This window comes from Bacillus sp. FJAT-27916 (genome assembly GCF_001183965.1).
GTDB lineage: Bacteria > Bacillota > Bacilli > Bacillales > Pradoshiaceae > Pradoshia.
The window spans coordinates 934,594-946,711 of the sequence record NZ_LFZV01000001.1; the positions used below are offsets into that span (position 1 = coordinate 934,594).

At 41.2% G+C, this 12,118-nt stretch carries 11 protein-coding genes; 8 read left to right on the forward strand and 3 right to left on the reverse strand.

Annotation, left to right across the window (positions count from 1 at the left end; translation table 11 throughout):
- Positions 1–351 precede the first annotated feature (351 nt).
- On the reverse strand, positions 352–687 hold the full coding sequence (locus AC622_RS04460) for a TM2 domain-containing protein (RefSeq protein WP_049669955.1): 336 nt from the start codon (positions 685–687) through the stop codon (positions 352–354).
- A 325-nt stretch (positions 688–1,012) separates the two neighbouring features.
- On the opposite strand from AC622_RS04460, the gene AC622_RS04465 reads away from it, so the two are divergent.
- The 6 genes from AC622_RS04465 (at position 1,013) to AC622_RS04495 (ending at position 6,916) form a co-directional block, all read left to right on the forward strand.
- Positions 1,013–1,759: an SDR family NAD(P)-dependent oxidoreductase gene (locus AC622_RS04465; protein ID WP_049669956.1), complete on the forward strand. Its 747-nt coding sequence runs from the start codon at positions 1,013–1,015 to the stop codon at positions 1,757–1,759.
- 475 nt (positions 1,760–2,234) lie between these two features.
- On the forward strand, positions 2,235–4,136 hold the full coding sequence (locus tag AC622_RS04470) for a Xaa-Pro dipeptidyl-peptidase (RefSeq protein WP_049669957.1): 1,902 nt from the start codon (positions 2,235–2,237) through the stop codon (positions 4,134–4,136).
- Between the two features lie 319 nt (positions 4,137–4,455).
- Positions 4,456–4,998, forward strand: a complete 543-nt coding sequence (locus AC622_RS04475; protein ID WP_049669958.1) for a hypothetical protein — start codon at positions 4,456–4,458, stop codon at positions 4,996–4,998.
- Positions 4,999–5,581: 583 nt separating this feature from the next.
- A complete protein-coding gene (locus tag AC622_RS04485) occupies positions 5,582–5,782 on the forward strand; it encodes a hypothetical protein (protein ID WP_049669960.1) in 201 nt (66 codons plus the stop codon).
- Between the two features lie 170 nt (positions 5,783–5,952).
- On the forward strand, positions 5,953–6,408 hold the full coding sequence (locus AC622_RS04490; protein WP_331456698.1) for a DUF1648 domain-containing protein: 456 nt from the start codon (positions 5,953–5,955) through the stop codon (positions 6,406–6,408).
- Positions 6,409–6,580: 172 nt separating this feature from the next.
- Entirely contained in the window at positions 6,581–6,916 is a 336-nt protein-coding gene (locus AC622_RS04495; protein WP_049669961.1) for a hypothetical protein, read from the forward strand.
- Between the two features lie 242 nt (positions 6,917–7,158).
- Here the strand turns inward: AC622_RS04495 and AC622_RS04500 are convergent, their stop codons facing one another.
- Complete coding sequence (locus AC622_RS04500) at positions 7,159–7,959, reverse strand: hypothetical protein (RefSeq protein WP_156185554.1); 801 nt, start codon at positions 7,957–7,959, stop codon at positions 7,159–7,161.
- Positions 7,960–8,148: 189 nt separating this feature from the next.
- Entirely contained in the window at positions 8,149–9,711 is a 1,563-nt protein-coding gene (locus AC622_RS04505) for an esterase/lipase family protein (protein WP_049669963.1), read from the reverse strand.
- A 112-nt stretch (positions 9,712–9,823) separates the two neighbouring features.
- On the opposite strand from AC622_RS04505, the gene AC622_RS21490 reads away from it, so the two are divergent.
- Together AC622_RS21490 and AC622_RS20945 are read left to right on the forward strand one after the other, a co-directional pair.
- A complete protein-coding gene (locus tag AC622_RS21490; RefSeq protein WP_269431772.1) occupies positions 9,824–9,955 on the forward strand; it encodes a hypothetical protein in 132 nt (43 codons plus the stop codon).
- An 860-nt stretch (positions 9,956–10,815) separates the two neighbouring features.
- Entirely contained in the window at positions 10,816–12,105 is a 1,290-nt protein-coding gene (locus AC622_RS20945; RefSeq protein ID WP_049669964.1) for a BclA C-terminal domain-containing protein, read from the forward strand.
- The last annotated feature ends 13 nt before the right edge of the window (positions 12,106–12,118 follow it).

Genomic DNA, 12,118 nt, shown 5'->3' on the forward strand with positions numbered 1-12,118 from the left:
AATGAACGTGGACTGAGGTGATTCAGATTCTATCGTAGCGTATCGGCCAACTTGGGGTTGAGTTTGCGGTTAAGACGGAGCAGTTGGTGAAGTTAGAGCAAGATAATAAGGACTTATAGATCAAGTATAAATTTAGAAAAAATTATATATAATCAATCTAGTAGTAGGAGGTAATTAAAAAAAGCTGAACTATAATCAAGTACCGCTTAAGCTTGATTATAGTTCAGCTTTTTTTAGTAAAATTTCCATCCATCATTCAGTTTTGGGTGCTGTAAATTTATTACCAAACTCGATTGAGGTATGTTTGCATTAAATAACGTCCCGATGATAGACATTAGTCATCCTAAACGTCTATTCTCTTGTTTCAACCTTTGTTGCATTTATGGTCACATTATTGATGATAATGATATTGTTGCTATTATTGTTAGTGGTGGTATTTACATTACCCCTATAGTGATGATGCACTCGTGCGAATCTGTAGTTATACTCATCTACCATTTTGCTTAGACGTAATGCGTCAATGAGCAAAGCGATACCGAAGAAACCGCCGGTGAAGAGATAAAGAATGCCCATGCCATAATTACGTAAGTAGAATTGATGTCCTCCAAGCAGTCCTAAGAAGAACCAAACTGCATAAGCCGTGCCTTTGGATTTCCTTCTTACAGGGTAATTCTCATAATGTTTCATCTATGTTTCCTCCTATATATGGCACTTTAAACGTAGATATCTTTCCTGTCTATATGTAGATTAAGGTAATCAAATAGATAGGAGAGTCTAGGAGATTTATTTTTTTAATATAACTAATATTTCTTTTATCTGATGAATAATCTCGTACATAAAACAATAAGTAGCTTTTATGGTATACGCTATACTTATAGGAGTTTTTCGATTGAAAAGACAACCAAAGACTTGCATGACTAGCAGTTAAAAAATTATTAGAATATTTATGAGTGATTATTCTGATAAAATACACTCTTTATCTAAAAATACAAAGAAGAGGAGAGATGTTAGCATGTTTGAAATCCAAGGTAAAGTTGCGATTGTTACAGGTGGAGCAAATGGAATAGGAAAAGAAGCTGTTAAAGCGATCCTGAAAAAAGGCGGGATACCAGTCATTGCAGATTTTAATGAAGACTTGGGAAATCAAACTGCAGAGGAATTAAATGTTGAATTCGTTAAGGTCGATGTATCAGATGAGACTCAAGTGAAAGAAATGGTATCATATGTGGTGGAGAAATATGGTCACCTTGATATTATGGTTGCTAATGCGGGGATTGGCGGTGGAGGCAGTACACTGGACCTTCCAACAGCTGAATATGAGAAATACATTGGCGTTAACCAAAACGGTGTATTCTACTGCAGCCGTGAAGCAATCCGCCAAATGGTTGCGCAAGGCACAGGCGGAGCGGTCATTAACGTTTCTTCTATTCTCGGTTTAGTCGGTTCAGCGGGTGCTTGTTTCTATAACATCAGCAAAGGTGTAGTAAGATTAATGACGAAGTCGATGGCAGTAGAATTCGCACCGCATAATATACGCGTGAATAGTATCCACCCAGGCTATATTATTACGGGCATGGTAAATGAGGACGTGGCAGGAGCGGAAGGAATCGAAATGTTAAAATCACTTCATCCGCTCTCAAAAGGAATCGAACGTCTTGGAAAACCGGAAGAAATTGCGCATGCTATCATTTTCGCCATCGAAAATACCTTTATGACTGGAGCGGAAATTGTCGTAGACGGCGGATATACTGCTCAATAAAATAAAACGTGTATTGAAGAGCACCTGCCAATGCAAGCAGGTGTTTTTCTTTATAGCGATACCATGCAATTAATCTAATAGAAGAGTGGTGATAGCTCTTATTCAAATACGACATAGCGGATGATGAAGTTGGAGGATAAGTTGTTAAAAGAGATTCTAAGGTTGAGCAGCTACTTGATGAGTTTGCGGACAGTCACTAATATGTAAGACCCATCAAAGGAATGGGAACTTGATAAATAGATACCCCGAAAGAATGAAAAAGGATTATTCAACTATTTTTCCTTTTTCTTATGAACTTATAAAAAGCCTTGTTTCTATAATTGAAACAGGGCTATTGCGCTTTTGATTGTTTCTGCCTATTACTATTATCCCGTTTTTGGTTGTTCGACAGGTTAATACAAAAACTTTGAATATTTAACTATATCATTAAATATGGTAGAAACTGCCGATATTTCGATGATATGGGGGGAGAAATTTGAGGAAAAAAGTACTTTCAATCAGTTTGTGTTCTGTTCTGTCTCTTACATTAGTAGCTGGTGTAGATTCATGGTCGGCAGAAGCAGAAAACAGCCAAAATCTACCCGCTTCGCTAGAACCAGCAGCTAAGGCGAATGTTCTAGAGTGGAAGGGGATGCCGCTGAATGGGCTGATCCCGGAAACTGCTTCAGACGCTACGAGAATTGAACTTGAAAATGGAATGACAAAACCAATCTATTCTACTGATGAGGCGATAGTGGAGGAATTGTTCGTTGAGACTGAGATAGACAGCGACAGAGATGGGAAACGTGACCGTGTGTCTATTAAAGTGTACCGTCCAAAAACAGAACCCGGTGTTAAAGTCCCCGTCATTTATGAAATGAGTCCCTATCGCTCCGGAATCCTAAATGTTCCTGTTTATGATGTAGATGTGGAGTTAAATCCTGTTAAACACCCTGGGAATGGTCGAGGAGGAAAGCCATTCGCGCTTGCAAATGGACAGGCTGCCAATCTTGGTTCTTTGGGGAATTACTATGTCCCTCGAGGTTATGGAGTTATTCTGGCAGAGAGTATTGGGACAGGCAAGTCGGATGGGTGTCCAACAACAGGGGATGAACGTGAAATTCTTGGAACGAAAGCGGTTATTGATTGGCTGAACGGGCGGGCAAAAGCTTATAAAGGAGATGGGAGAGAGGTTTCTGCAGATTGGTCCACAGGCAATGTGGGGATGACAGGTACTTCCTACAATGGAACCTTGCCGAATGCAGTTGCTGCCACAGGTGTGGATGGACTAAAAGCGATTATCCCAGTTGCCGCGATTAGCAACTGGTATGACTATTATCGCGCCAACGGAGCAGTTATCGCTCCTGGAGGCTATCAAGGTGAAGATGCGGACAATATGGCTGAAGCTGTCCTTACTCGTGAAAATCCTCAGGTATGTAAAGATGTCATGGCAGAGTTAACAGCTGGACTGGACAGAGAAACAGGGGACTACAGTGAATTCTGGGCAGACCGTGATTATGTGAAGGATGTCAAGAATATCGAGGCCGGTGTTCTCGTTGTTCATGGGCTGAATGATTGGAATGTTAAAACAAAGCAATTCTCACAGTGGTGGGAAGCATTAGGAGAAAATGATGTGCCTCGCAGATTATGGCTCCATCAGGGGGGCCATTCAAGCCCATCCGGCAATAACTGGCCTCAATTACAAAATAGATGGTTTGATTATTATCTCTATGGGATCGAAAATGGGGTTATGAATGAGCCGGCTGTAGATATTCAGCGTGAGGACAGAACTTGGACGAAGGAAACAAGCTGGCCAGCAGCTGGTTCTGCTCCGACAAGACTTCATTTGACAGGTACGGGAAATGATTTAGGAGCCCTGCATCTGAAGCCTGTTCCGAATCAGCCGCATAACAAACAAACGATTATTGATGATCCAATGAAAAAGGCCAATACACTTATTGTCGACCCGGAATTAAATTCCGCTAACCGGTTGGCTTATGTGACGCCGGCATTAACTGATTCAGTTCGGTTGAGCGGGACCCCTGCAGTCAGCATCCGTGCTAGCATTGACCGTCCTGTTGCCAATTTAACGGCCTTGCTCGTTGATTACAGTCAATCAAGACCAGTCATTGTATCGCGCGGCTGGATGGACCCGCAAAACATCCAATCCAGAGAGCGGTCTAAATCAATCGTTCCGGGCAGGGATTACACATTTGAATGGGAAATGGAGCCTAAAGATTATGTATTTAAGGCTGGGAACCAGATTGGAATTGTTCTTATTGCCAGCGATTACGACTACACGATTCGTCCTAAAGCCGGTACAAAAATCACTGTAATACCAACTCGCAGTGAAATTACATTGCCAATTGTCGGCGGGCGTAATGCTTTAAATGAATAGAATGAATAAAGGAAGGATTAGGCTTAGCGAGCGATATGGCATATGACTTGCTGAAAATATGGCAGTTTACTCATTTTATTCATAGTAAGAAGGCTATGAAAATGAGTAATTATTCGTAAAGATATATTGCCAGAAGGCAATAGAACTTGTCGGAGACGGCGGGATATACTGCTTAATAAAAGATGTATATAGAAGAGCACCTGCTAAAGCAAGTAGGTGTTTTTCTTTGATGGGAAACGATGCAAGTAGTTTAAAATAGGTGTAGTGGTACCTGTAATAATCTTGCGGTTTGTCAAATAGATTATGATTAGATGGGGTGATGAACATCAATGTCAGCATTAGAACATATCTTCAGGATTTTCCGTATATAGACTATAGTAAAAACGATTATTGGGTGAATCTGGACGATTCATACTGCAAAGAAGTTTATAAGCGGCAATATAGGATGAACAGTGGATTTATCTATGGAGGAATTTCATTCATCATAGATGGCGAAAATCGTACTGAAATCCTCTCGACAGATGATCTGCACAGCACATGGTTAGACCTTATGCTTTATTACAGTAATTACACTTTTAACTATAAAGAGAAGTTCATTATTTTTATGGGCCATGCGGACAATAAACTCGTTAATAATGCTGATAAAGACAATCCACATGTAAGATTAATATATGACGAAACGAGTACAGAGTGGATTCCGGTTTCGATTATGAAGCAGGCGGTACTAGATGGATTCCTTCACTTCATGCAAATCATTGATCGTAGTATTATGGAAGATTTATATGATGAGGATGGAGACCCCTTTGACTTTCCAGTAGAGCTAAAAGATTTACTTCATTTATTTGATTCATTAGTAGAGTAGTGAACGATGGGACGTTGCATGATTTATGTAATAAGTTTGACCCACAAAACCTGTGCGTCCTTCTTCTTTCTAAGATTGTATAGTTATTGCGCAATTTAATTCGCAAGAAAAGAAGCAGCAATTAAAAACGTTCAGATCGAAATCTGAACGTTTCAAAAAGATGCTCTGCATTCAGGACATTGTTGCCCATACGCTTGTCTTTTCATGATTGTATGACACTTTGTACAACTTACCATCCTTGATTCTTCCTTTAACAATGTTTTTCTGTCTAAAAAGCTTCCTGTCCCTTTCACAAAATAGCTAAAATATAAAGCTATCATGACTCCTGTAACCATTAGACCAATCAAAAGAATCATTTTCGGCAGCCTCCATTCCAAAATATTCCTTGCTAACCATTATACCATATATTTACATATACTCTGTGCTTTATGAGCATATATAAGTTCTTTCGTAAAGAATTTGATAAAAAGACTAAACATTTTAGGGTGTCAATTGGTGAATGGATACGATGTTGGTTGATTGGTAATTTATGTTAAAATAAAAGAGGTTGTTAAGATTATCGTACTCTTGGAGGTGAAGGGGAATGGAAATCATCATGACCATCTTTATTGGCGTATTTATTATGTTTATTGGCCTTTTAGTACTCAAGAAAAAAGCTCTCTTTTTAGTGAATGTTGTTTTGTGGAATGGTGTTACTGGGAACGAAAAGTGGTTATCTCGAATCTTTGGGACTATTCTATTGGTGGTTGGATTTTTCGTTATCCTATTGCCTTTCTTCATGTAAATCATTTGACAGCTTCAGTAAGAAATTTCAGTATTCTTAAACTACTAGCGTGTTGTGGTTTACAGCAGGATTAGAAACAGGTTAACAAATAAAGGCTGGGAGAAGTAAGGAGGTAAAGGGGATATCAAATTCTTGGGAAAGACCCAAAATAAACATTCAAAGAACGAAGAGTGAGTTGGCTTTGGATATCATTGGCTATAGTTTATTCAGGCTCTATCGTCTTTTTAATGATTAATTGGAGTGCGCTTCCTGAAAAAGTGCCAGCACATTTCAATGCAGCGGGGGAAGTTGACCGCTTTGGTCCAAAGGTAGAAATGATTATATTGCCGATTGCAGGGGCCTTCGTTGCAGGTTTAATGCAATGGATAGAAAGGTTTCCGGAGAAACATAATTATCCTCAACGATTAAATGAAAATAATGTCAAAGAATTTTATTTGGTTAGCAGAAAAATGATGAATCGTTTAAAAAATATCTGTTTACTTTTTTTTGCTTTAAGTTCATTTGAAATCATCACCATTGCACAAGGATTGGAGAATCCATTAGGAAATTGGCTCTTTCCAGCTTTAATCGTTAGTGTGGCTATCGTCATCGTGTATGGAATAATCAAACAAGTAAAGATTAGATAACTTTATACAAATTGGGGAAATATCTCATATCAAGGGCTTTAATCAGCTCTTTTTTATTATGCAGCTATCGGGTCAGGCTAACGAAAGAATAGATTACTGCGTACTGAAGCAGATCAATATACTATTTCAAAAATTGGTTGAAACGTTGGGATAAGAGGAGGAAAGGCCTAAAATGTCACCTTCAAAGAAAATGCCTTTAGAAATTATGATGAATATTTTAGCACTAGTAGTTCTTACTTTAGGTTTCTTCCAAGTGTTCTATAAATGGACTGTTTTAGGAGGTGATGATGTAAAGGGATTTATTGCGTTGCCACTAATAGCAGTTATAGTCTGGGGAGCATTTACATACATAGAAAAGTCTGATGAAAACATTAACTTACCCATATTTATAAGTGAAGATAAAGCTATAAATCGTCAATATAACAGATTGTTGGTGAATATTCTTAAAAATAGTATTGTAATTGGATTAATAATTATAAATTGGGGAGATTTAAACTCTTTGATGTAGGTTGTAATAATAAGGCTCCGTTAAAAATAATATTGATAACAGAATACTATTGATGAAGTTTCGGGTCATTGGCTCCTGCTTGATTAGCGGAAGATGAACGTTATCGTATAAATAAATTTCTGACTTTTTATTGAACCTCTAGTTACGTAAGGTTTCAGTACCCTTATGAAAACAGACTGAAATAACGAACCTCCATTTTCGGGATTAAAATGGAGGTTCTTTTTGCGGTTATATGGCAGCCGTTATTTAATGGCAAAGTAGGCTGTTTTCATATCGCTTTGACCATCACTTCCTTCAGGAAAAGCGTTTATTTCAAGCAGGTAATCATCATATCCCTTTACCATTCTATAATAGGCGCGTAATGGATACGTGCTGCCTGGCATAAACGTCGTCTCTCTATCTCCTGGACTCAACAGTTTGTCTGCTGCACCTAAAGCGAGATAGACTGATCCGCCATTATTACTCGGGATTCCGCCGCCTTCTATGTTATCCGCTGTAAAACTGATATTAATTCCAGTGACACCGCCAAACTCAGAGGCTGGGAATTCTTTTGGTACCATTACTTCATAGTCTATTATGTTCAGTTCGACATCATCAGGTAAATCTAAATCTTCTTTGTGGATTGCATCATATTCATTACCTTCTTCATTGTTTTCATCCAGTGCTTTCTGTACATATTCACTATTGCCGCTTTCACTTGTGATTTTATTGAGTTTCACATAAACAGGGTGGTATTTCTTATCTTCCGTAGAATAGATGGTTGTTTTCATGTATGTACCAAATGGAATCGGCTTCTTAGGGTCTAATGCTTCAGTATAATCGATTGCATTTCCCACATCAGCTGCCATTGCTGTACTTTCTTCCGCTTCTGACTTTTCTTCCTCATCCACTTCTTGATCTTCGCTCGTTTGCGGTTCCGAAGTGTCTTTTGCTTTTGTTTGACTCTCAACTTCCTCTTTAGGTGATGCGGCTTCGTTGCTGCAGCCCGCCATCACACCAGTAATGATAATAATACCAAGGCACACGACTAATAAATTCCTCATCCTCATAACCATCCTCCGATGTTCTTATTTAGAGTATATATACCCAAAAACAGAATAATCTGCAAATTTATTGTACCAAAAAATACCTTGGTAATAAATGATAAATAAAAAATCAGCGTTTACGAGAAAGAAGGAGCTGCCCGTAAAAGTCAATCTTCATTGACTTATGGGACAGCCCCTTCTATTTATCTATTCAATATAAACCGACCGTACCATAGTCCTGATCGATTCCTTACCATTCGCATGCTTCGTCTTAACATCAACAGTCATATTGTAAACGCCCGGTTTTGAAACCTTCGGCAGCTTGGCTGTGTATGCGGCTCCGTTTGCTGTTTTAGGAACGATATTTTGCTTAAGTTCGTTTCCATCCGGTCCGCTGAATTTAATGGAAAGGCTTGTTGATCCTGCTTGCTTCGGTGTTTTCAAGGTGAAGGATGTTTGGTCAGCCTTGCCCTTTCCGGCCATTTCAAGCTCTAGCTTTCCAGCTTCGTCAAAAGAGGATACAAGCAGATAGGCATCCTTGGTGTTTGCTGCCTTCATTTGCACCGTCCAGGAGCCTTCAGCGAGCTCAACCTGCTGGAATGAATAGAGGCTTGCGCCAGAAAGAATGGTCTCATCTTTTATTGGGGCTGAAGCTTTCATAACCGTTCCGTCTGGTGCAACCAGCTCGACAGCCGTGTCATGGCTGGCTGTGTAGACGGAGATGGTTCCGGTTGTTTTGGCAGGGACATAGATTTCTTTTTTCGTTAATTGATTATCTGAGAGCTTGCCCCCGGTGATATAACTGGAGGATTCACTATGAATGGAAGTGTCCATTTGATTGACTGTTTCGGTATTAGCGGATAATTGGCTGACAGCGGCACTGCGTAAATAAGGCTCAATTCGGGAAAAGACTTTGGAGCCTTGGCGGATATTATCATGGTCGATTGTGCTGTCGGTGAATAAATGTGTGCCATATGGCAGCTTTGCACTGGTCGCTGTGACGAGGCCGTCATTGGCACCAAAGGAAGATAAGTAGGCTCCGCCGAGTGCTAGGGCAGAGAAGGCAGGGCCTTTGTTCGTTCCAGCTACTGTATAGTATTTATTCTTGCTGCGGTTCGTATGGCTGTCAGTGGAGGAGCGGAATTTGGCCATTTCACCGACCTGAAGGGAATAGGTGCCGGCATCATTCTGACCAAGCAGTTCCCCGAGCCATCCCGCATACCAGCTGTATGATAGGTCTGCAAGCTCAGAGCCATGATGAGGTGAGCCTAATGTAATCACCCTGCCCACATAGGGGTGGGCTCCGTAGTGAATCAGCGCTGCCTGGGTATCAGGTCCCCCTTTGCTGTGGGCGATAATATTCACTTTTTGTCCGTTAAAGTGGCGTGATATCTGTCCGAGCATGGAGGCGAGCAGGCGCCCGTTTGTGTATTGATTTTCAGAGCCATTGCCGGCTGCGTCATACAGCTGGACGAAAACGGTCTGATATCCGGCATCATATGCCTTCGTATACATATCATTGACACCGTGATACGTTGTTTCCCCATACCAGCTTGTTGAGCTTCCGTTCTTTCCTTGGACAAAGACAATGGGCGGTTTCGACGAATTGTAATTTGGTGGACGGTCACCGAGGAACCACTCACCAGGGGTAAAGGTTTCACCCGGCGGCTTCAGCTTCCCCGCTGATACATCTGAAGACAGACCAAACGGCGCAATAATCATCAAACATAAGAAAATAGCCAAGAATCTTCTCGTCAATCGACTGTTCATTAAAATCCTCCATTACATTCGTTTTTTTTGAATACAAGGAATTGTATGAAGAGAAGAGATGCCTTATTCTGTAACAAATGACTCATAAATGGATTGATAAAGGACGGTCAAAATGAAAGGATTAGATGAAGAAATTATATTCTCAAAAGCGGACGCGGAAGATGTTGAGGAAATTTATCCATTTAGTAAAGGACAGATGGAGCATTATGAAACTCGACCCAAATGGACCTTGCGTCTGTTTTAGCATTTGTGAAAAAGAAACATAGCTCTCAAATCTAGCAGTATAAGGTGATTTACGAAAATGGAAGGAAGATTGTATATGTGTATTTCTACTATTCTGGTGATGGACTGGAGGTAGAGTATCTCTACATAAGTTCTGATAAAGCCGTTATTAAATGAAGAAGTTAAGGCAAATAGGGTACATTATCGAGGTAATAAAAGTTGCTTTAATGTATTATTAGATAATAATATCAGACAGTGGATATGCCGCTTAGGCTTCAATACAAACAACAAATATATACAATTGAATGATGAGCTAACAACAACTCATAAAATTGAAAATGTAAATGATATAATCACTTATAAGGAAGAAATTATTAATGTAGTAAAGAAATATTTATAATTAAGATTTGACGCAATGATGCGAATTCGCATTGTTGCGTTTTTTTGCGTGCAACCCAGCCTGCCACCGCCATACTTCCAATCGCTCTTAAGAAACAACTGACATAATCCCCAAAACTCAAGAGTAAAATGATTCATAAATCCCCTATTCATTTGCGGACCTTCGGAGGGGAAGATAGCTGAAAAACCGGCTATTTCTTTATGCATAATTTTCAGGAATGGGGAGCATATCTTTGAAGTCTGAGAAGAGTGTAAATCCTATGCTTCGGAAATATTCATTGATGATAGGAGATTGTCTGATGACGCAAAAGCAATCGCGGCCCGATGTGATTCATATTAAGCAGACGCGTCTGATTGATTCAACTGACCTTCAGCAGAGGTTAGGAAAAATCACTGATTGAAGTTTCACTTTATGATTAGGATCTGGAGGTAGTTGACATACCTATACCTCTGCCGTCTTTTCGGCACCGTGGGAGTGAGGGAATGGATGACAATGTGATTCGGATGATTGTTGATGAATTGCGCGCAGCCAATATGGATATCGATTCAAGTGTTGTAGATGTGCTGCAGGAAAATGTAGAGGTATATTTATTCGTGACAGACCGGTTGGCGGAGATGAATGAATTTTTTTTAAATCCTTATAATGAGCAACTGCTTGCAATATTGGCTGGCATTCAAGGTGTAACCGGTCCGACTGGGCCAACAGGGATGAAGGGAAGGGGACTTAAGGGGCTAAAAGGGCCTGAGGGAGCGACAGGGGTAACGGGACCGTCTTTAACAGGTCCAAAAGGGCCGACTGGACCAACGGGTTCGACCGGTTCGATGGGACCAACACCTGTCATCAAAGGTCCTACGGGAGCAACAGGAGCAACGGGTCCAACGGGCATTGGGTTAGTTGGTGAACTAGGTAAGACTGGTCCGACAGGTGTTTCTTTAGTTGGGGTAACCGGAGCGACAGGAGCAACGGGTCCAAATGGATTTACAGGACCTAGCGGAGCAATGGGTGCCATCGGAGCGGCTGGTCCAGTCGGCCCAACAGGTGCAAGAGGTGAGACAGGGCTTCCTGGCTTAATTGGAGTGGCAGGACCAACTGGTCAAACGGGAGTGACGGGGATAACTGGATTGGCAGGAATGGGTATCCAAGGCTTAGCTGGTGAAACGGGTGTAACAGGCGTGACGGGGGAGACAGGTGTTAGAGGGGAGACAGGTCCGGCCGGTGCGGTAGGAGGAACTGGCCCAACCGGTCCGACAGGTGAAACAGGAAGTACTGTGACTGGTCCGAACGGACCGACCGGGGTCACGGGAGAGGTTGGATTGATTGGTGCAACAGGAGCAACGGGTCCTCTCGCACCAACGAGTGAAACGCAGACATTTGCCTATGCTGCTAATACCGGCAGTCCCTCCCTCGCCATTGTACCTGGCGGGATCTCAATTCCTTTTCCTGACAATCAGCTTGTCAACGGCAACATCAGTCTTAATGCTGCGGCTACCACTTTTACCTTAGGAGAAACTGGCTATTACTATATCAGCTTTAATATAAGGCTGTCAGCTCCAGCGGAGTTCGCTGCTCGAATTCTTTTGGACGGCGGTCTCATCCTTAATTCTGTCATCAACCCGCGTGATGCGATTTCTGATTACTTCAATCAAATCGTTGTTGGTCTCACAACGCCCAATCAGGTATTACAGGTACAATTATTCGGTGGGACGGGGACGGCGACATTGCAGCCGGGAGGCGGTGCGACCATTTCAATCATTAAGATAGGGGAAGTTTAAGGGAAGAGAGGGA

What these genes read in the sequence shown, in the direction of transcription:
- AC622_RS04465 (WP_049669956.1), top strand. Translation starts at nt 1,013, where the DNA reads ATGTTTGAAATCCAAGGTAAAGTTGCGATTGTTACAGGTGGAGCAAAT.
- AC622_RS04460 (WP_049669955.1), bottom strand. Translation starts at nt 687, where the DNA reads ATGAAACATTATGAGAATTACCCTGTAAGAAGGAAATCCAAAGGCACG.
- AC622_RS04495 (WP_049669961.1), top strand. Translation starts at nt 6,581, where the DNA reads ATGTCACCTTCAAAGAAAATGCCTTTAGAAATTATGATGAATATTTTA.
- AC622_RS04500 (WP_156185554.1), bottom strand. Translation starts at nt 7,959, where the DNA reads ATGAGGAATTTATTAGTCGTGTGCCTTGGTATTATTATCATTACTGGT.
- AC622_RS21490 (WP_269431772.1), top strand. Translation starts at nt 9,824, where the DNA reads ATGAAAGGATTAGATGAAGAAATTATATTCTCAAAAGCGGACGCGGAA.
- AC622_RS20945 (WP_049669964.1), top strand. Translation starts at nt 10,816, where the DNA reads ATGGATGACAATGTGATTCGGATGATTGTTGATGAATTGCGCGCAGCC.
- AC622_RS04505 (WP_049669963.1), bottom strand. Translation starts at nt 9,711, where the DNA reads ATGAACAGTCGATTGACGAGAAGATTCTTGGCTATTTTCTTATGTTTG.
- AC622_RS04485 (WP_049669960.1), top strand. Translation starts at nt 5,582, where the DNA reads ATGGAAATCATCATGACCATCTTTATTGGCGTATTTATTATGTTTATT.
- AC622_RS04475 (WP_049669958.1), top strand. Translation starts at nt 4,456, where the DNA reads ATGAACATCAATGTCAGCATTAGAACATATCTTCAGGATTTTCCGTAT.